Here is a 19,213-nt window from a genome sequence, read left to right as displayed (position 1 = left end):
GCGTAGATCGGGCGCTCGAACGTGTCGGCGCTATCGACGGCCGTGATGTCGCTGATCTGCGCGACGTCGAGCTTCGCGGCGATACGTGGCGCGATGTTCTTGCCGTAGGCCGTCGCGGGCGCAAGGATGTGCGAGTAGTCCTTCGCGATGTTCAGCACCGTCGCCTCGACGTTTTCCGCCAGGCCCGCTTCGAGTTGCGGCGCATCGGCAAGCAGCACCTTGGCGACGCCTGCAATTTTCGATGCGGCTTCCGCGGCTGCCTGTGCGTTGTGGCCCGCGACCAGCACGTGAATGTCGCCACCGATCTTCTGCGCGGCGGCCACCGTGTTCAGCGTCGCCGCCTTGATCGATGCATTGTCGTGTTCAGCAATTACCAGAATCGTCATTTCTTTCGTCTCCGCATGTCCGTCGATCAAAGCACCTTGGCTTCCGTCTTGAGCTTCTCGACCAGCGTCTTCACGTCCGGCACCTTCACGCCAGCGGAACGCTTCGGGGGCTCGCTGACTTTCAGCGTCTTCAGACGCGGCGTCACGTCGACGCCCAGGTCTTCGGGCTTCACGGTTTCGAGCGGCTTCTTCTTTGCCTTCATGATGTTCGGCAGCGTCACATAGCGCGGCTCATTCAGGCGCAGATCCGTCGTCACGACAGCTGGGAGCTTCAGCGACAGCGTTTCCGCGCCGCCATCGACTTCACGCGACACGGTCGCCTTGCCATCAGCCACGACGACCTTCGACGCAAACGTCGCCTGCGGCAGGCCCGCGAGCGCGGCGAGCATCTGGCCCGTCTGGTTCGAGTCGTCGTCGATGGCCTGCTTGCCGAGGATCACCAGCGAAGGCTGTTCCCCGTCGACCAGCGCCTTCAGCAGCTTGGCAACAGCCAGCGGCTGCAGGTCTTCATTCGATTCGATGAGGATCGCGCGATCCGCGCCGATCGCCAGCGCCGTGCGAAGCGTTTCCTGGCATTGCGCGACACCGCACGAAACGGCAATGACCTCGCTAGCCACGCCGGCTTCCTTCAGCCGCACCCCTTCCTCGACGGCAATTTCGTCGAACGGATTCATCGACATCTTCACATTGGCGAGATCGACACCGGTGTTGTCCGACTTCACGCGGACCTTCACATTGGCGTCCACCGACCGCTTCACTGAAACCAACACCTTCACATTGCTCTCCTTCAAATGCCGCATTCACGCGTTAGCGTCCCGCGCGTTCGAGCAGCCGTAGCGCGTTCCCGTTGTAGATCAATTCCCGTTGCGCCTCAGGCAGCGCATCCACGACGGGCACCGTGCACCGTCCTTCGGGATCGCCGATATCGAACGGATAATCCGAACCGAACACGACACGCTCTGCGCGCATCGTCTGGATCACGAAGCGATTGCTGTCTTCGCTCAGCGCGCAGGTATCGTAGTAAAGCCGATCGAGGTACTCGCTCGGCGGGCAGCTGATGTTCTTGCGAAAATACGGATCGGCTTCCCAGCCCGTCGCCCGATAGGCCGAATCGAGACGGCCTCGCAAGAACACGAGATTTCCGCCGCCATGTGCAAGCACCAGCTTCAGTTGCGGATGACGCTCGAACAGCCCTTCGAAGATCATGCGCGTCACGGCCAGCGTGGTTTCGAATGGCCAGCCGACCAGCACGTGCACGCCATACATGCCGAACCGCTCCGATGTGACGGCTGAAGCAGGATGCATGAAAACAACCAGTCCGAGCTTCTCGATCAGCGAAAACAAAGGCGCGAATTCGAGGCCATCGAGTGGTTTTCCTCCTGCTGAACTGGGCATCATCACACCGCGCACGCCATGCTCGTCGACGGTGCGCTGCAGCTCCTGAGCGGCCATGTCGGGCTCGTCGAGTGCGAGGACGGCCAGCATCTCCATCCGTCCGCCCGATTGCTGCGAAACGCGATGACTCGCTTCGTTCAACGCACGCACAAGCTCGACGCTCGACGCGCCCCCAGGCCACGCCAGCATGAACGGCGGCGGCGCGAACAGCTGCAGCTCCACATCGCGTCTGCGCAGACTCTCAAGCCGCTTTGGCAGATCGTGCAGATTCGGATCGATCGAACTCTTGCGGTCATCGCCCTGCCGGCGAATGACCCAATAGCCGTCCTCTCCGCGTTCTGCGCGCAGTCCGGCCACGGACGTCTTCGACAGATCGTGAATGAATTGTTCATCGAGCGCGTGTGCATGAAGATCGACTATCACGGCTGGCCTCGTTGATCCGGGTTCGCTTTGACTTCCGCCCAGAAGCGCGCGTAATCCGGCGCTCGCTTTTGCGTGAAGGCGGTAAGTCCTTCTTGCCACTCCTGCTTTGGAACATCGAGCGGCGAACGCAGCACGCGATGCCAGTCGGTCGCCACGTGAGCGTGCAGATTGCACTTCGCCGCTTTCAGTGCGCCTGGCGGCACTGCTTCCACGATCTGTTCCGCGAGAGACAACGCATCATCGAGCACTTCGTCTGCAGGCAGCACGCGGTTGACGAGGCCGATGTCGAGCGCTTCATCCGCGGACACGCGTCGGCGCGTCAATATCAGTTCGAATGCCCTGCGAATGCCGACTACACGTGCAAGCAATGCGAGGCCCGTATTCGGAATCACGCCATGCCCCAACTCCGGCATCGAAAACCACGCTGAAGCGCCCGCGACGACCAGATCGCACGCAAGCGAGAGTTCCATTCCGCCGCCCAGCGCGGCACCGTGAACGGCCGCGATCACGGGCCGATCGAACCCGGCGATGCGCTTGAACATCACCGCCGGATCTTCGTCCGGGTCCGGACATTCCATCCAGCCGTCGCGAAGATCGTCGATATTCGCGCCCGCGCAAAACGCGGAACCAGCCGCGGCGATCACGACAGCGCGTACGCCTTCGCGCGAAGCGGTATTCAATGCACCCGTCAGCCCGCGCACGATCTCACGCGACAGCGCATTGCGCCTGTCAGGATCATTCAGCGTCACGACGGCAATCTCTGCGTGCCGCTCGTACAGAACCTTATTCCCCTTCATGCAAAAGTCTCCGTGTCGTCGTCGCGGCTCAACAGGTATGCGCGCAACTGGGGCGCGACGGGGTGAGGACACCGCGTTTCGCCGTGCACGAGGACGCACACGGCTTGCGCTGCCGCACAGCAGTCGACGCGGGCGCCGCCGAACAGGCCCTGCCGGACGCTGAACGATGTGCGTCCCACTTCGACGACCGTGCTTCCCACGCGCACGCGCCCCGGAAAATGCAACTCGGCACTGAACTCGATCAGCAACCTCACGACGGCGAGATTCGCGCCGCCCATCAGCGCACGAATCGCGGGCGGCGCGAAAATTTCCATACGAGCCGCCTCGAAGAATGTCGCGATCACGGCGTTGTTGACGTGCCTGAACTGATCCGTGTCCGCGTTTCTCAGCTTCTCCTCAGTCCAGAAACGAAAGTCGCGACGCTGCACGTTGACGCGCATTCCGTCCGCTCCGAAACGAGTCATGGCTCTTCCTGATCCGCCTTCGGGATCAGATGCGCACTCGCTTCATGTTCGGTGCGCAGATAGAGCGTCGTCGCAAGCGGCTGACGCATTTCCTCGAGAATGTGACCCACGAGGCCCACCGCGCGCGCGGACACTGCCAACCCACGGCAGATCTGCCACGGAACGCCCATCTCCGACGCCACGGCGGCCATCGCGCCCGTGACGTTCACCGGCAACGAACGATTGAGCTTTTGCTCCGCTTCTTTGCCGATTGCCGTCATGAGGCGAATATAGGGTCCGTCATATCCCACATCTCGCGCGACCCGGAAAAGCGCGGGTGCGCGAGGATCGACCGGCTTGTGAAATGGATGCCCGATACCCGGCAGGATCTCCTTGCGCGCGCGATGGTCGTCGACGATCTGGCGCGCAAGCGCGTCGATGTCCGGTACGTTGTCCGGGTCTGGCAGCGATTCCTGCAAGAGCCGCGCGGCGTTGTCGAGCGAGCCGACGAATACCGAACCCAATCCCAGCAGTCCCGCGGCGACTGCAGCCTGCACCGCTTCGGGTGCGCCGGCATACGTCATGCGCGTCGCCAGCGACGACGGCGTAATACCGTGTTCGACCAGAATGACCATCATCGCGTTGAACATGCGCAATTCGCGCTCTTCCGGCAGTCGCGCGAACAGTTGCAGAAACGCCATCTGGCCGAAGTCGATCTTGCCGACAATTTCTTCGCACAGGTCGAGGCCGTGAATCACCACTTTCTTCGGCGTTGCCCACGCAATGTCCGAGCGGATTTCCGCTTGCTTCATGATTGATCTCCGTTACAGGGTTTGAGCGAGGCCGAGACATTGCGATGCCATGTCCCGCAACACGTTCTTCAAAATCTTCACGCCGTTGGGACCGTCGCGCTGGGGAAACGCATCGATCGTCACGATGCGCCGCGGCACCTTGAAGCCGGCGATCCCCTGCTTGCACCAGGCGATCAGTTCGTCCTCGGTGACGGGAGTCGTCGAGCCGAGAACGAAGGCGACGGCCACGTCCCCTTCGCCGTCCACATGCACGCCAACGACCTGTGCCGCGAGCACGCCCGGATGCTGCGCGAGAAAGTTCTCTATCTCGGCAGGGTCGACGAGATAGCCGCGCAGACGCAGACTGTCCCTGATGCGGCCGACGTAGCAAAACGCGCGACCGTCGGCGTAGGCGAGATCGCCGGTCCTGAACCAGCCGTCCGCCGTGAAGGCGCTGGCTGTCGCCACGGGGTTGTTCAGATAGCCCGACATCACGTTATAGCCGCGCAATTGGAGTTCGCCCTGCTGTCTGTCGGGCAGTTGCGCACCGCTTGCAGGATCGACGATACGAAACGCGATCTCCGGAGAAATCGGGGTGCCGCCCGGTACAGCGCGCTGCTCCGCGTCGCCTTCGGCATCGCGCATCGCTGTCATCGCGAAGCATTCGGACATGCCGTACAAGCCCGTCAACCGCACGCCCCACGCGGCCCACGCCTTCGCGATGACGCTCTTGCCGAGGCCCGCATATTCCGGAAAGGCGCCGCGACGCCAGCTGGCCAGCGAGTAGTCACCGGCGTTGAGCACCATGTCGAACATCGCATCGGAGCCGAAGAAATGCGTGACGCGATGCCGCTCGATGGCGGCTGCCGCCGCATCCGCCTTGAACACCGGCAACAGCACGCAAGCCGCGCCTGCGGCGAGCGCCGCAATCGCCTGCACGAATCCCAGCACGCCATAGAGCGGCAGCGCGCACAGCACGACATCGCTCACGCGCATCTCGTTGATCGCACCGACGTTGCGCGCATGCCGTGCAATCCCGCCCGCCGTGTGGACGGCGAGCTTCGGCGCCCCCGTCGTACCCGACGTCAAGAACGTGCAAAGCAGATCCGTGTCGCGGCCTTCCCATCCCGGATACGGCTCGAATCCGGCCCATCCGGGGGCATCGAATTGCGACACTTCGACGACGCGCTGCAACTGATCGCAGGAAGCCTTGATTTCGTTGGCCGCGCCGGCGTAGTCGAAGTCGAGAAACCGCTGCGGCGCGACCAGCACGCGCGCATTCGCCGTCTTCACGACGTGCAGCGCTTCCTGCAGCCTGAAGCGTGTACTGACGGGAACGATCAACGCGCCGAGCTGCGCCGCGGCGAAGAACAATTGCATCCACACGGCTCCGTCGGGCAGCCACACCGCGACCGTGTCGCCTCGTCGGACGCCAAGCTCATGCAGGAACGAAGCAGCCCGCCGCGATGCGATGGCCAGTTCGCCACGCGTCAGCGTCCGTTCGCCTTGATGCAGTGCGATGAGATCCGCGTTGCCTGATTCGAGCAGATCAAAGGCCATGACGACCTCCCGCCGTGGCAAATGCTGCGCGCGCGATCTGGATGCGCTGCATTTCCGACGTGCCTTCTCCGATACGGAACGCGCGGGCATCGCGGTAAAAGCGTTCTATCGGGAGCTCGGTCATGTAGCCCATGCCGCCAAAAATCTGCAGCACGCGATCCGTGACACGGCATCCCATCTCGCTCGCATAGAGCTTCGCGCGGCATGCCGCGACATGCGCTCGCGGATCTTCGCTCTCGATCATCTCCGCAGCCGTGCAAATCAGCATGCGCGCCGCTTCGATTTCGACATCATTGTCGGCGACCATGAACTGGATCGCCTGATGTTGCGAGAGATTCGCGCCGAATGCCTTGCGCTCGAGCGCGTACTCGCAGGCCATCGACTGCGCGCGCGCCGAAAGGCCGAGTGAGCGGCTCGCGGACAAAAGCCGGTCGTGATTGATCGACTGCATCATGCCCAGAAAGCCGGCGTCGCGCGCGCCGAGCACATCTTCATCGGGCACGAAGCAGTTTTCGAGCGTGAAGCCGTTCAGGTGGTATCCGCGCCAGCCCATCTTCCGATAACGCGTCATCCCGACGACGCCCGGATTGCCGCGCCGAACGATGAACGTGGTGAGCTTGTTCTTCAGCGCCGCCGACGGCTCCGTGACGGCAAGCACGATGATGTAGTCGGCCGTCTCGGCGTGCGAGATGAAGTGCTTGCTTCCGTTGAGCACCCAACCTCCCGCAACCTTCTCCGCCCGCGCGCGAAGTCCGCTGAGATCCGATCCGGCGTTCGGCTCGGTCAGCGCATACGTGACAGTCTTCTTGCCCGACAGAATGTCCGGCAGCAGCTCGGCGCGCTGGCGATCGTCGGCCTGCGTCAGTTGCAGCGGCAGATGGCCGAATACCTCGCTCAGCGGCACAGACGTATGCGTGACTTCCTCGAGTATGGCCACCTTCGCTGCGGCCGGGAGGCCCGGTCCGCCGATGCTCTCGGGAAGATTGAATCCGTAGAGGCCCAGTGCCGCGACTTCGGAGCGCAACTGTGCAAGCAGCTCCGTGCTGACGTCATCGTCGGTTTCGATCTGCTGCTCGAGAGGTACGAGCCGGTTACGAACGAACCGGCGTGCGGTTTCCCGGATCATGGACACTTCGTTGTCAAGTTGGGTCATGGTTTTCTCACGTAATACAGAAAACGATTTCTGACAAATTTATTGGCATCGTATCGCTACAAATGACAAGTACGAGTCGATATTAGCTAAATCGTTTTCTGTCAAAGTTAAACGAATACCGCCGCCGCGCGACGACCGTCAGATCGTCGGGCGGAACATCTGGAATATCCCGCCGATCTGCGCGTAGTCGCCGAGATAGCCCGCTCGCATGATCGGCTGCGCGGCGTGCGTGTCGAACAGGCCGTTCTTCAGATACGCCTTCTGGATATGCACGCCCACCACCTGCCCGAGCGCGAGCCAGTTGTCGGTTGGGCCGCCGCCCAGATCGCGCAGCTGCGTGATCTGCAAGAGCCTGCATTCGAGCGCCGCCGGCGCCTCGCCGACGCGCGGCACCGACACGTTGTGCCCCGCAACGGGCGTCAGTCCCGCCAGTTCGAACTCGTCGACATCGGGTCCGACAGGCGCCGACGTGCGATTCATCTGCTCGGCGAGCGGCCGCGTCGCGAGGTTCCAGACGAATTCGCGCGTCTCTTCGATGTTGCGCAGACTGTCTTTGCGGCCCTCGCTGCAAAAGCCGATGATGGGCGGGAACGATGCGAATGCGCCGAAGAAACTGTACGGCGCGAGATTCAACTGACCGCTCGCCGAGCGAGTCGATATCCAGCCGATCAGGCGCGGCGCAACGATTGCCTTGAACGGATCGTGCGGCAGGCCGTGGCCCGCGGCGGGATCGTAAAACTCGACAGCCGGCACGGAATCGATGGCCTCGACTTCCGATTCACTACTCATGCATGCCTCCAGTGATTCAACGTCTGTATATGCAAGCGACGCGACGACGTTCACGGCTCACCATCTATCGCCGCGTAGGACTTGCCTGCTTCAGTAAATCGATCTGATCGTACGGGTCGTCGATGGGTGCGACACGGGTGAGATCGCGGCCGCGGGTCTCAGGCAGGAAGCTCAACGCAACCAGCGCGCAGAAATAGCCGATGAACGAGAACACGGCGATCGAGCCCACCATGCCGATGCGCTCCGCCACGACGCCGACCGCGGCAACGCTCAGCGCCCCAACCGACTTGCCGACGTTGTATGAAAAGCCCATACAGGTCGTCCGGATTTGAGTCGGAAACAGCTCCGACAACATCGGCCCTATGCCGGCAAACGCGCCGTTGATAAACATACCGACGGGCAATCCCAACACCGCCAACATCCACGCGTCCAATGGCACGAACAGATAACACCCCGTCAGCAGCACGGCGAAGAGACAGAAGGCAATCGCGCTAGAGCGTCGGCCAAGCGAGTCGTTGAGGTAAGCGAAGCCGACTTGCCCGATGAACGAGCCGGCGCTCATCATCGTCGCCATCAGCGCGACAGACGATACGTGCAAATGGCGCACCTGGACCAGCATCGTCGGCAACCAGATCATCAGCGCGTAACTGCTCGCTTGCAGCCCGGTCACGAGAAGCGCTGCGAGGAGACTGGCGCGCCGCACATCGCTTCGAAACGCTGAGCGCCATGTCGCGACAATCGCGCCGCCCGTCGCCTTCTTCATCTCGCGGAACATTTCCGGCTCCGGGATGTATCGTCGGATCAGCAGCACAACCAGCGCGGGCACCACGCCAACCCAGAACGCCGTCCGCCATGCAATCGCTGCAGGCAGATTCGCCAGCAGCACGCCCGTGACGACGGCGGCGAGCGCCCAACCGACGGAGAAGCCGCTCTGCACCAGGCCGAGCGCCTTACCACGATGATCCGGGCTGATGACTTCAGCCATCAGCGCGGCGCCGACTGCCCATTCGGCGCCGAACCCCACACCCTGCAACGCACGCACGATCAACAACTGATGATACGAACCGGTGAAGCCGGCAATCACGCTGAACGCCGTGAACCAGATGATCGATCCCGTCAGAACGCGGACACGTCCGTGGCGATCGCTGAGAATGCCCGACACCCATCCGCCGATCGAGGCGGCCAGCAACGATGACGTTGCGATGAGACCCGCCTCGCTCTTGGAGAAGTGCCATGCGGCCATCAGGGTCGGCAGAAGAAAAGCCAGAACCTGATTGTCGAAGCTATCCAGCGTCCAACCGCAAAAGCACCCCCAGAACGTCCGCCGTTCTGCAGGGGCGGCTACCCGATACCAATCAAATACCTGCACCATGACCTCCTAATTGGAACTCCGCAGATGGACTGCCCCTTGTCGCAGCGCCGGTTCTGGCGATGGCGTCCGCGGGACAGCGCAACCTTTCAAAACCTGTGTTTCGATTCGACCGTGTCGTTACGCGCCCCCATCGCCTGTGCGCGAAGCGTCGCCGCAAAGGGCAATCGCACTGATTTCCACCTGCGCACCGTAGTGCAGCTGCCCGCATGGCACGACCGTGCGAGCCGGCGCCGGATGCCCGACGAACTCGCGATAAATGTCGTTCACACGGGGCCAGATTTCGATGTCAGAAACGTAGACCTGCACGCTTAAAAGCTGGCCGATATCGCTGCCTGCCGCGAGAAGTACTTCGCGCACGTTCGAGAGCGCCTGACGAACCTGCGCTTCGAGCCCTTCTGCAAGCACAACATCTTCGCCGCTCATCAGCGGCAACTGACCCGCAACGAAAACGAAGCCGTTTGCCTTGGTGGCTTGCGCGTAGTGCCCTCGTGGTAAAGGCGCCTTCGGAGTAACGACATGTTCGATCAAAACGCTCACCCTTTAGTAGATGCGCCGGAGATGCTCGCCTCGTCCGCCGAGGTGCTCGCATCGCTGGCCCGATTACGAAATCGATTTCGATATCAAGATAGCAGTGGATTTCGGGAAATTCAAGCAAGATGAAAATTTCTCCGAAATCGTTTTTTGCTAACCTTCGGTGACCAGGATTTCCAGAGAGCCGCGCCGAGCAAGGCGTTTGGCATGCACACGCCGCGCATGGCCACTGATATCGAGGCGGAATCAAGGGGTAAACACCGACGCCACAGCAGTCGTCGAAGCGCGCGCCAGGGTCGAAGTACCGAAATCGTTTTTAGATATACGTGACGCTGCAAATTCGAGATATCGCAATGGCCGGCGTACAATGTCGATAATCGTTTTCGATGCGTCGATCAAAGCGAACCTGAAGGAGAAAAGCTGGAATGAACATCCAGGAATTTGCGGCTACGCTCAAGCTTTCCGTCAGTACGGTGTCGAAGGCACTGAACGGCCGGGAGGACGTCAGTTCCGAGACGCGCAAGCGCGTACTCGAGGCCGCCGAGCGACACGGCTTTTCTCCGGATCCGGCCGCGCGCCGCTTGCGACGGCAATCGGCCGACACGATCGCGTTCGTCGTCTCGCCTCCGCAAACGTCGTTCGCGCACCCGTTCTTTCTCGATATGCTGATGGGCGTAAACGAGGCAATGGACAACAGCGGCTATCAGGTCATCGTCGCTTCCGCTCGCAGCGTGGAAGCGGAAATCGATGTCTTCAAGCGTCTCATCGAGCGCCAGCGTGTCGACGCGCTACTTTTCGGACGCACGCGCCGGCAAGACGAGCGCATCGCTTACCTGCTCGAGCGCGATATTCCGTTCGTCGCGTTTGGCCGCAGCGAAACGTCCAGCGATTATCCTTACGTCGATATCGATCATCACGTCGTGGGTCGCGCCGGTTGCGCGCGATTCATCGCGCTGGGTCATCGCCGGATTGCGCTCGTCCATGCGCCTGAGTACCTGATGTTCAGCCATCTCGAACATCAGGGATATGCGGAAGCGTTGCGCGCCGCAAGGATCAAGTTCGACAAGTCGCTGTGCGTCGAAGCGGCGATCTCGGAAGAAGGTGGGGCAGACGCCGCACGCCGGCTGCTCGCGCTGCCGGACCCGCCCACTGCCATCGTGTGCGGCCATGATCTGATCGCACTGGGCGTGATGCGCGGCATCGCGGAAACCGGGCGAGTGCCCGGACGCGATGTCGGCGTGATCGGCGGAGACAATCATCCGATCGGGCGCTACGTCCAGCCTTCGCTGACGACCTTTTCGGCTGAGACGCATCGTGCGGGCAAGCGCATGGCGGAAATGCTGCTCGAGCGTCTTGCGGGCAAGCCACCGCATGATCTCCAGGAAGTCTGGGCACCGGAACTGATCATCCGCGCTTCCGACGGGCCTCATCGCATTCAAAGTCCAAATCCTGTGGAACGCAATTCAAACCCGCCCAAACGGACACGCGCCCTTCAAGCGTAAGCGACAGGCGTTCCTGGCGCTTTTTTAGACCTGCGGGACCATCTTGCTATAGTCAGCGTAACCCTCGCAGCCGCAAGCACAAGCGATCACGTTAGAGCTAGATTCCGCATAGTTTAAGAGCGTCCGTCGGATGCGGATTCAACCGATCGAATGACGGGTTTGTGGATGATATGAGCGGCAACAATCGGCCGAGCCCGGGCGGACAGTGAACGCACCAAATCGGACCCGTAAGAGTCTCCCATCGAGACCCGAAAGCGGACACATCCGGTGGGGTAAAGTGCCCATCGGACGTGTCTCACTGGGCTTGCGCCGACGAAAATGCGAACGCGCCTTGGGGATACGATTCCAATGGGCTTTCGTCGGCGCAGTATGGAAATTCGACGCTCACCCGCTTGTCGTCGCCATAGATCTTCGACAGCACTTCACACATCCTCTTCGGATGAAGACTGACTATGCCGAATGGAGGCGCACCACTCTGCACATGCCTTCCCATAAGCCTAATAACCGGTGCTACGTGGTCTTTTGCGGACTCGCCTGAAAAATAGATTGCCCACGACAGCTCATAAAGTCGATCGCGAGTCGCCAGTGGTATCGGTTTGTCGTCCGGGACCGTGGCAAGAAGTTCATTCATAAGAGACTCTATCCGCGAGAGTGCGCCTGGCTGTCCACCGGCCGCTGCGACTTGCGCCGCGCCGGTTCCAAGGGAGTTCTCACTGGAGATCTGTTCAAATGCTTCGGCTGCATATCGTGCCGATTCGTGTCCAAAGCCTGCCAAAACGGTCAATGCGTATGGCCGAATATCGCCGTCGATTTGTCCACCGCTATCGTCGTCGATTACCGGCCGCGGAAAAAGCGCTACTCGCGCCACGGCATCGACGACATTAGCGGGCGTAGGTTGCAAATGGGAGGCTAGCCTCAGCTCATGGCGGTCAAACCTGCCCTTGTTGAGGGCGCTTCCCGCGAACGCCGCGGCAACACGGCCATAAATCGCTGCTGGAGTACACACCCTCGCTCCAAGCTTCCCTGGACTCCCACGATACAGGTCCTCACTCAGCGAGCGTTCGGCTCCAATGGCGAGCCAGTCGGGCGAGTTCGGCGCTACATGCTCCAGAGTTGAGGCGGCAATTTCAAAGTGCTCGTCTTCTTTGATATTCGCCGTAACGCATTGAGGATTTCTCCAGACGGGGATGGCAGGCATCGCCCTAAGCTTCCGGATTTCCGGCTTCTGAACGGCTGTCCCATGATGTCCCACCCAGAAGCCTGCAAGGAACGTCAGTACGAATCCAACTAGCGCATGTCTACGGTCCATTTCCCCGTTGCTCCGACGATAGTTAATTCTTTGTTTTTGGAGTTCGGCCTAGCGCGATTTACGTCCGTGACAGACGACAGAAACTGCTTTCTGCCCATGATTATCCGGCGCGGGGTGCGCGGAAGATGAGCGGAATTGTCAACGATTCGGGTGCTGAAGTCGAGTGACTGCTTCCGGCCCCTCAACGGCTGTTCGAGCCCAGAGCAGCGCAACGACCGCTTCCGAGGTACTCCAGCCTCTTCCTCTCGAGTTCGTCGCCGGATCGTAGCGGAGAGATTGGGCCTGGCATGCAGGGAGAATAGCATTGAGTGCGCGCGGCTCTGCGAACCTCGTGGTCGGCGACTTGCGGCCACTCAGCGATCTCGCAGCGACGACAATCGCGCAGGACGGCGGTGGTGTGTGGCCGGCATCAGCGGGACGGTGGCGTCACTGTGCATTCCCGGCCTTGCCGCTCAAGAGTGGGTATCCCGTCATCGTCACCCTTACGCGAGCGATGGTGCGATATGTGTTCGGACACAATGTACACGGCGTGTCATTCGGGTTTGCGATGAGTTTCTAGCCGGAATCTGCCGACGACGAACGCAGGTGGGTGCGGAGGCGGGACCGCGGCGTCCCTGGCGTCCCAGGATCGCCCTTTACTTCGCCGGACTGGAGGCAGTGCAATCGGGACCAGCGGACGAGTTGGTGGTGCCGGTGTTTTTCAGCGAAAGCACCAGTCGGCTTCCTCTGTTCGCCGTGATGATCTGTCCATAGCTGACCGTCGGGATGAACTGAATATCTGGAGCGACTGCGACGGGAGGATTCCTCGCGCCATCGACGGTCAGGTCAAGTTCGACGGTAATCGAGTCGATAGAAACGCCCCAATCCTGTTTTCGCGCCGCTTCTGTCTTCCTGAAATTGCACAGGCCTTCAAGGACCTGCTCGAGCGCAGTCGGAATATCGACGGGCTTACCTGGCGGAATCGGCGGCGTGTTGCAGCCCGCAATCAGCAGCAGCAAGGCAGACAAGGGAAAAGAGAGGTAGGCACGCATCAAGATCCCCCGTTGAGCGACGTAGTCACTATCCACCGCCCGGTCACGGTGCGAGTCTCCAGGGAGCGGCGAACCGGGAAACCCGAAGCCGGGAAGTGGCCGCCAAAAAAGAGCGCTCACGGGTTTTATAGGTGACGTCATGCATTGCCGCAAGCATGTCTCTGTTTGTCTTGAATTGTCCTCGTATCTTTAGCGGCTTCGCGATTGACGGCAGCCGCGGGGCAACAGTGCCCGCTTCCTGAACCAGGCGTGTGCATCCAACTGCGAGGCAATCAAGACCGGCGATCGCATGTTCATTCTTGCCATCATCGTCATCCAGACCGGCCAGGAACTGTTTATCGATCACGGTCAAACGGTTGACGGCGAGATCACCGATAACATCCCGCAGCAGTACGCGTGTCATTGCGGCGCTTCCGCTGCCGTCAATCGATGCCCGGCGGCAGAGCCACATCATTGCGACCATGGCGTACTAACGCGCGTACGCCGCCAACGGACGATCGTTCTTCGCTAACCGCCTGCGCATTGCAGTCGCGAACTTCGGAATGCCGCAGACTACCTGCGGGCGCCTGATGACGGACCCGTTCCCGACATTGCATCGGGCGGCGCCTATCCGGCAGCACTTTCAGGACAGCGGTCGTTTGTTGTCTCCCCAGGTTCCCAACCCAACACCGTGTTGCCTTGCCTGGTGCCGGCTCCTACATTGTGAAAGTATCCACGGGATGCCCTCGACCCGCCGTATACCTGAAAACATAGGCATGATGTTGAGGAAAATGGACCGCTCCGCACCACCGCGTCCTTCGAGGATGATCCGGAATTACCACTCATACGTTCCGAAGTGTTAAAGGGAGCAACGCGCTGCCGGTATACCGTGGTTGCCTGTATCGCGCACGATGATGCGCCCTCGTGTGTTTCGTCGAGTTTGAACTCATGCAGCCGTAACGGAGGAAAAGCATGTCTCCTGTAATCGTCGACGTTGCGGAACAAGAACGCCTGAACGACGCGCGTGACGCGCAAGTGCCGTGGAAGAAATGGGGGCCGTACCTCAGCGAGCGGCAGTGGGGGACGGTCCGCGAGGATTACAGCGAAGGCGGCGACGCCTGGAACTATTTCACCCACGATCATTCCCGCTCGCGCGCCTACCGATGGGGAGAGGACGGGTTCGGCGGACTGTGCGACGACCAGCAGCGGCTGTGCTTCGCGCTTGCGCTATGGAACGAGCGCGACGCGATTCTGAAGGAGCGCCTCTTTGGCCTGACCAATAGCGAGGGCAATCATGGCGAGGACGTGAAGGAGTATTACTTCTACGTCGACAGCACACCCACGCACTCGTACATGAAGTATCTGTACAAATATCCGCAGCGTGAGTATCCGTACCGTGACCTGGTCGAGACCAGCCGGAAACGATCGCGAGATGAACTCGAGTACGAACTGCTCGATACGGGTGTCTTTGACGACGACCGGTATTTCGACGTGTTCGTCGAATACGCGAAGGCAGGTCCGGAAGACATCTTCGTGCGCATTTCCGTGCACAACCGCGCGCGGGAGGGGGCAAGGCTGCGCGTTCTGCCAACCCTATGGTTTCGGAATACGTGGTCGTGGGACGACGACGATGGCAGGCCATCGCTGTGCGAAGCGGGCTCAGGCGTCATTCGTGCGACGCATCATGAGCTGGGTGAGTACTGGCTCTATTGCGACGGCGCGACGGAACTGCTCTTCACAGAAAACGAAAGCAACGCACAGCGTCTGTGGAACCGACCCGGCGTGTCACCCTATGTCAAGGACGCGTTCCATGCCTACGTCATCGCAGGGCAGCGCGAGGCTGTGAATCCCGCCAGGACGGGAACCAAGGCGGCGGCCCATTACGTGTGCGACGTACCCGGCGGCGGCAACGCGACGATCCGGCTGCGCCTGACGGCAGTAAAGCGCGACAACGCCTTTGACGGCTTCGAGAACACGTTCAACGAGCGCATCGCCGACGCGGACGCGTTCTACGCGCGAATTGCGCCCAAATCGCTGACGGAAGACCAGCGCCGGGTTCACCGTCAGGCTTTGGCGGGCATGCTGTGGGGCAAGCAGTACTACCACTTCGATCTCGAACTGTGGCTGCGCGAGCATGGGAGTCATCCCCTGCTCGAAGGCGAGCGGCCCGATGTGCGCAATACGGGGTGGTTCCACATGTTGAATGCGGACGTGATCTCCATGCCGGACAAGTGGGAGTATCCGTGGTACGCGGCTTGGGATCTGGCTTTCCACACGATCTCTCTCGCGCTGGTCGATTTCGATTTCGCGAAGGAGCAGTTGCTGCTGATGTTGCGCACGCTGTATGTCCACCCAAGCGGCCAGATCCCAGCCTATGAGTGGAACTTCAGTGACGTGAATCCTCCCGTGCATGCCGCTGCCACGCTCTGGCTCTACAAGTATGGGAAAGCGCTGGGCCGTGCTGACCCGCGCTTTCTCGAGCGCTCGTTTCAGGGGCTGATGCTCAATTTCAACTGGTGGGTGAACCGAAAGGATCCATCAGGCCGTAATGCCTTCGCCGGCGGTTTTCTGGGGCTGGACAACATCGGCGTATTCGATCGCAGCGCGCAGCTTCCGACGGGTGGAACCCTGGAACAGGCGGATGGAACGGCATGGATGGCGTTCTATTGCCAGTGCATGCTGGAGATGGCAATCATCCTGACGGAATACGATCCGATGTACGAGGAGATCGCCTTCAGGTTCGTCCAGCACTTCATGTGGATCGCCTACGCGATGGACCGGCGCGGGGACCATCCGGACGAGATGTGGGACGAGCAGGACGGCTTTTTCTATGACCTGCTGCGGCTTCCGGACGGCCGGACCATGCGCCTGAAGGTAAGGTCAATGGTAGGACTGCTGCCGCTGTGCGCGTCGACGGTGTTCGAAGCCGATTCGGTCACGCGCTATCCGAAACTGATGGAGCTGATCGCGCAATTCCGAAAACGCTACCCGGAGCTGGTCGCCCATGTGGCGCCGACAGATGCGGGCTTCATCGGCCATCGGGGACGCCGGCTCCTGTCGATCCTGAACAGGCGCAAACTCGAGCGCGTGCTCGAATACCTGCTCGACGAGAACGAGTTCCTCGGGCCGCACGGCATTCGTTCGCTCTCTCGCTGCCATCTCGAGCATCCATACGTGTTCAATGTCGGTGGGACGGATTACACGGTGCAATACCTGCCGGCTGAATCGAATACGGGCATGTTCGGCGGAAACTCCAACTGGCGCGGTCCCGTGTGGATGCCGGTGAACATGCTGATTGTCAGGGCACTGATGAATCTTTACGGCTTTTTCGGCGACGAGTTCAAGGTTCAATGCCCGACCGGATCGGGGCATTACATGACGCTGTTCGAAGTGGCGCAAGAGCTCGTGCGGCGGCTAACGGGTACGTTTCTGCGCGATGCGGATGGGAGGCGCCCTGTCTACGGCGGGGCGGACAAGTTCCAGGACGATCCGCATTGGCGCGACCTGATCCTGTTCTATGAGTATTTCCATGGAGACAACGGTGCGGGGCTTGGGGCCAGTCACCAGACGGGCTGGACGGGTCTCGTCGCACCTCTGCTGGACCTGTTCGGGCGTATCGACGCTCAAACCGTTCTGGAAAGCGACCGCTGGCGCGTCATGGCCAGCGTCGTCGGGCAACAGGCGGGCGGAGAACAGATGGACGGGAAGTGAGGGGGAAATACGTCCGAAACGCGGCCAACCCGATTTGCCGCGCGCGGCGACGCCCTACTGCGCGGCGAGTCGGACGCTTGTAGTCTTGCGCACTTATTGGGCGAGGGTCCGCTGTCAGAGTGGAGCTGCCGTGCCAGCGTCCGTCCGGGCGAACGCGTGCCACTATTGAAGGTTTTCAAAGATAGCGGCGATGCCCTGCCCGCCGCCGATGCACATCGTCACGAGCGCATAACGCCCGCCGATGCGCTGCAACTCGTATAGCGCCTTGACGGTAATGAGTGCGCCGGTCGCGCCGATCGGATGGCCGAGGGAAATGCCCGAACCATTCGGGTTGACCAAGGCCGGATCGAATCCCAACTCCTGGGTGACGGCGCACGCCTGGGCGGCGAACGCCTCGTTTGCTTCGATCACGTCGAGATCGGCGATGGAAAGGCCCGCACGCTCGAGCGCCAGGCGCGTCGCCGGTATCGGCCCGATCCCCATGTACATCGGGTCGACGCCCGCGTGCGCATAGGTGACTAGCCGGGCAAGCGGCTTAATGGCGCGTTGTTCCGCCTTTTCGCGCGACATCATCAGCACGGCGGCCGCGGCGTCGTTGATGCCCGATGCGTTGCCGGCCGTCACACTGCCGTTCTGCTTCGCGAAGACCGGCTTGAGCTTCGCGAAATCGTCGAGGCTCGCATCGTGGCGCACATGTTCGTCGGTGTCGAACGTCACCTCGCGGCCTTTGACCATCTGCGTCACCGGCACGATCTGGCTCTTGAAGCGTCTTTCGGCGATGGCGCGCTCCGCGCGACGATGCGACTCCAGCGCGAGTGCATCCTGCTGCTCGCGCGTGATGCCGAACTTTCGCGCGACGTTTTCCGCGGTGACGCCCATCGGCACAGTATCGAACGGATCGTTCAGCGCGCCGAGCATCATGTCGACGAGCCGCATGTCGCCCATTCGCGCGCCAAAGCGCGCATCCATCGAGATGTAGGGCGCGCGGCTCATGTTTTCTGCGCCTGCGCCGATCGCGATATCGGCATCGCCGAGCAGGATCGTTTGCGCAGCGGACACGATCGCCTGCAGGCCCGAGCCACACAGCCGGTTCACGTTGAACGCCGGCGTCGCCTGCGAAATGCCCGCATTGATCGCCGCGACCCGCGACAGGTAGAAATCCTTCGGCTCCGTTGCGATCACGTTGCCGAACACGACATGGCCGACTTCGTCACCCGCCACGCCGGCACGCGCCATCACTTCGCGCACGACAATCGTGCCGAGCTCGGTCGGCGCGAAGTCTTTCAGGCTGCCGCCGAACTCGCCGATCGCGGTACGGACACCACTGATCACCACCACTTCCTTATTCACTCTCTGCTCCTTTCATACTTGCATGACGGCAGTCCGTCGAACACCAGCGTGCCATTCCTTGCGGATATCGCATTGCGACGCGGGCTTGAGAATCTCGTGGTTCCTGTTCGTCGGGGACAGGCGCTCGGGGTGGACCAGAACTGGTCTTCTGACAGCACGAGCACGCCCCCGGTGCCTTTCGCGCTCGTAATCGCGGCTTCGAGCGCCGGCGCCTGCGGCAAAACGTGCTCGGCGTAGCAGCGCGGTCGCAATGTAGGTCATTGCTGCTGGGGGTATAAAACGCGGGCGCGCACCGCGGCCTTTCGCTAGCCTTAGGACTCGCCCTCGTCCGATTCCGTCGAGCGAGGCACCGCCTTCCGTCAGCCAAGTCCTTGCACGAGTTCAGGCACCGCCGTGAACAGATCTCCGACGAGGCCATAGTCCGCCACGCTGAAGATCGGCGCCTCTTCGTCCTTGTTGATCGCGACGATCACCTTCGAGTCCTTCATGCCCGCCAGGTGCTGGATCGCGCCCGAGATGCCCACCGCGATGTACAGCTGCGGCGCGACGATCTTGCCCGTCTGGCCGACCTGATAGTCGTTGGGCACATAACCCGCATCGACGGCTGCGCGCGAGGCGCCCATCGCTGCGCCCAGCTTGTCCGCGAGCGGCTCCAGCACCTTCGTGTAGTTTTCGCCGCTGCCCAGACCAC

At 61.4% G+C, this 19,213-nt stretch carries 17 protein-coding genes and 1 pseudogene; 3 read left to right on the top strand and 15 right to left on the bottom strand.

Going from position 1 to position 19,213, the window contains the following annotated elements:
• The 11 genes and pseudogenes from BN2476_RS48490 to BN2476_RS26680 all read right to left on the bottom strand — a co-directional run.
• A pseudogene (locus BN2476_RS48490) lies at positions 1–386 on the bottom strand (electron transfer flavoprotein subunit alpha/FixB family protein); the annotation flags it as partial.
• Positions 387–412: 26 nt separating this feature from the next.
• Positions 413–1,162, bottom strand: a complete 750-nt coding sequence (locus BN2476_RS26725; protein ID WP_087737286.1) for an electron transfer flavoprotein subunit beta/FixA family protein — start codon at positions 1,160–1,162, stop codon at positions 413–415.
• A 31-nt stretch (positions 1,163–1,193) separates the two neighbouring features.
• Positions 1,194–2,204 (bottom strand): amidohydrolase family protein, encoded by a 1,011-nt coding sequence (locus BN2476_RS26720; protein WP_160111758.1) that lies wholly within the window; start codon positions 2,202–2,204, stop codon positions 1,194–1,196.
• Entirely contained in the window at positions 2,201–3,001 is an 801-nt protein-coding gene (locus tag BN2476_RS26715) for an enoyl-CoA hydratase/isomerase family protein (protein ID WP_087737229.1), read from the bottom strand. The genes BN2476_RS26720 and BN2476_RS26715 overlap by 4 nt, the downstream gene beginning before the upstream one ends.
• Positions 2,998–3,465, bottom strand: coding sequence for an acyl-CoA thioesterase (locus BN2476_RS26710; protein ID WP_235850976.1), 468 nt, complete (start codon positions 3,463–3,465; stop codon positions 2,998–3,000). Before BN2476_RS26710 ends, BN2476_RS26715 begins: the two co-directional genes overlap by 4 nt.
• Positions 3,462–4,256: a citryl-CoA lyase gene (locus BN2476_RS26705; protein WP_087737227.1), complete on the bottom strand. Its 795-nt coding sequence runs from the start codon at positions 4,254–4,256 to the stop codon at positions 3,462–3,464. Before BN2476_RS26705 ends, BN2476_RS26710 begins: the two co-directional genes overlap by 4 nt.
• Before the next feature lie 12 nt (positions 4,257–4,268).
• The gene (locus tag BN2476_RS26700) at positions 4,269–5,795 is read right to left on the bottom strand and encodes an AMP-binding protein (RefSeq protein WP_087737226.1); all 1,527 of its coding nucleotides are present in this window, start codon (positions 5,793–5,795) and stop codon (positions 4,269–4,271) included.
• Complete coding sequence (locus BN2476_RS26695) at positions 5,785–6,948, bottom strand: acyl-CoA dehydrogenase family protein (RefSeq protein WP_087737225.1); 1,164 nt, start codon at positions 6,946–6,948, stop codon at positions 5,785–5,787. Before BN2476_RS26695 ends, BN2476_RS26700 begins: the two co-directional genes overlap by 11 nt.
• A 138-nt stretch (positions 6,949–7,086) precedes the next feature.
• The gene (locus BN2476_RS26690) at positions 7,087–7,737 is read right to left on the bottom strand and encodes a flavin reductase family protein (RefSeq protein ID WP_087737224.1); all 651 of its coding nucleotides are present in this window, start codon (positions 7,735–7,737) and stop codon (positions 7,087–7,089) included.
• 64 nt (positions 7,738–7,801) lie between these two features.
• Complete coding sequence (locus BN2476_RS26685; RefSeq protein WP_235850975.1) at positions 7,802–9,109, bottom strand: MFS transporter; 1,308 nt, start codon at positions 9,107–9,109, stop codon at positions 7,802–7,804.
• Positions 9,110–9,226: 117 nt separating this feature from the next.
• A complete protein-coding gene (locus BN2476_RS26680) occupies positions 9,227–9,646 on the bottom strand; it encodes a RidA family protein (RefSeq protein WP_087737222.1) in 420 nt (139 codons plus the stop codon).
• 419 nt (positions 9,647–10,065) lie between these two features.
• On the opposite strand from BN2476_RS26680, the gene BN2476_RS26675 reads away from it, so the two are divergent.
• Positions 10,066–11,142, top strand: a complete 1,077-nt coding sequence (locus BN2476_RS26675) for a LacI family DNA-binding transcriptional regulator (RefSeq protein ID WP_087737220.1) — start codon at positions 10,066–10,068, stop codon at positions 11,140–11,142.
• Positions 11,143–11,437: 295 nt separating this feature from the next.
• On the opposite strand, the gene BN2476_RS26670 is transcribed toward BN2476_RS26675, so the two are convergent.
• Together BN2476_RS26670 and BN2476_RS26660 are read right to left on the bottom strand one after the other, a co-directional pair.
• Positions 11,438–12,340 carry a hypothetical protein gene (locus tag BN2476_RS26670; RefSeq protein ID WP_143811051.1) on the bottom strand — a complete coding sequence of 301 codons (903 nt, stop codon included), beginning with the start codon at positions 12,338–12,340 and terminating at the stop codon, positions 11,438–11,440.
• Positions 12,341–13,086: 746 nt separating this feature from the next.
• Entirely contained in the window at positions 13,087–13,482 is a 396-nt protein-coding gene (locus BN2476_RS26660) for a hypothetical protein (RefSeq protein WP_087737283.1), read from the bottom strand.
• A 238-nt stretch (positions 13,483–13,720) separates the two neighbouring features.
• On the opposite strand from BN2476_RS26660, the gene BN2476_RS48485 reads away from it, so the two are divergent.
• Together BN2476_RS48485 and BN2476_RS26650 are read left to right on the top strand one after the other, a co-directional pair.
• Entirely contained in the window at positions 13,721–13,993 is a 273-nt protein-coding gene (locus BN2476_RS48485; RefSeq protein ID WP_328590398.1) for a hypothetical protein, read from the top strand.
• A 440-nt stretch (positions 13,994–14,433) separates the two neighbouring features.
• Complete coding sequence (locus tag BN2476_RS26650; protein ID WP_087737216.1) at positions 14,434–17,172, top strand: MGH1-like glycoside hydrolase domain-containing protein; 2,739 nt, start codon at positions 14,434–14,436, stop codon at positions 17,170–17,172.
• A 162-nt stretch (positions 17,173–17,334) separates the two neighbouring features.
• Here BN2476_RS26650 and bktB read toward each other — a convergent pair whose 3' ends face one another.
• A complete protein-coding gene (bktB, locus tag BN2476_RS26645) occupies positions 17,335–18,522 on the bottom strand; it encodes a beta-ketothiolase BktB (protein ID WP_087737215.1) in 1,188 nt (395 codons plus the stop codon).
• A gap of 359 nt (positions 18,523–18,881) precedes the next feature.
• Positions 18,882–19,213, bottom strand: a 332-nt coding sequence (locus BN2476_RS48475) for an electron transfer flavoprotein subunit alpha/FixB family protein (protein WP_235850974.1), incomplete at its 5' end; no start/stop codon positions are given.

It is taken from the genome of Paraburkholderia piptadeniae (assembly GCF_900007165.1).
Classification (GTDB): Bacteria; Pseudomonadota; Gammaproteobacteria; order Burkholderiales; family Burkholderiaceae; genus Paraburkholderia; species Paraburkholderia piptadeniae.
Note: the sequence above shows the minus strand (reverse complement) of the source record. Positions and strands in the feature narration are given on the sequence as shown.

Bases quoted from the DNA above. Each gene is read 5' to 3' on its own strand.
- BN2476_RS26705 (WP_087737227.1), bottom strand. From the start codon at position 4,256: ATGAAGCAAGCGGAAATCCGCTCGGACATTGCGTGGGCAACGCCGAAG.
- BN2476_RS26685 (WP_235850975.1), bottom strand. From the start codon at position 9,109: ATGGTGCAGGTATTTGATTGGTATCGGGTAGCCGCCCCTGCAGAACGG.
- BN2476_RS26700 (WP_087737226.1), bottom strand. From the start codon at position 5,795: ATGGCCTTTGATCTGCTCGAATCAGGCAACGCGGATCTCATCGCACTG.
- BN2476_RS26710 (WP_235850976.1), bottom strand. From the start codon at position 3,465: ATGACTCGTTTCGGAGCGGACGGAATGCGCGTCAACGTGCAGCGTCGC.
- BN2476_RS26660 (WP_087737283.1), bottom strand. From the start codon at position 13,482: ATGCGTGCCTACCTCTCTTTTCCCTTGTCTGCCTTGCTGCTGCTGATT.
- BN2476_RS26695 (WP_087737225.1), bottom strand. From the start codon at position 6,948: ATGACCCAACTTGACAACGAAGTGTCCATGATCCGGGAAACCGCACGC.
- BN2476_RS26690 (WP_087737224.1), bottom strand. From the start codon at position 7,737: ATGAGTAGTGAATCGGAAGTCGAGGCCATCGATTCCGTGCCGGCTGTC.
- BN2476_RS26670 (WP_143811051.1), bottom strand. From the start codon at position 12,340: ATGCCTGCCATCCCCGTCTGGAGAAATCCTCAATGCGTTACGGCGAAT.
- BN2476_RS26650 (WP_087737216.1), top strand. From the start codon at position 14,434: ATGTCTCCTGTAATCGTCGACGTTGCGGAACAAGAACGCCTGAACGAC.
- BN2476_RS26675 (WP_087737220.1), top strand. From the start codon at position 10,066: ATGAACATCCAGGAATTTGCGGCTACGCTCAAGCTTTCCGTCAGTACG.
- BN2476_RS26715 (WP_087737229.1), bottom strand. From the start codon at position 3,001: ATGAAGGGGAATAAGGTTCTGTACGAGCGGCACGCAGAGATTGCCGTC.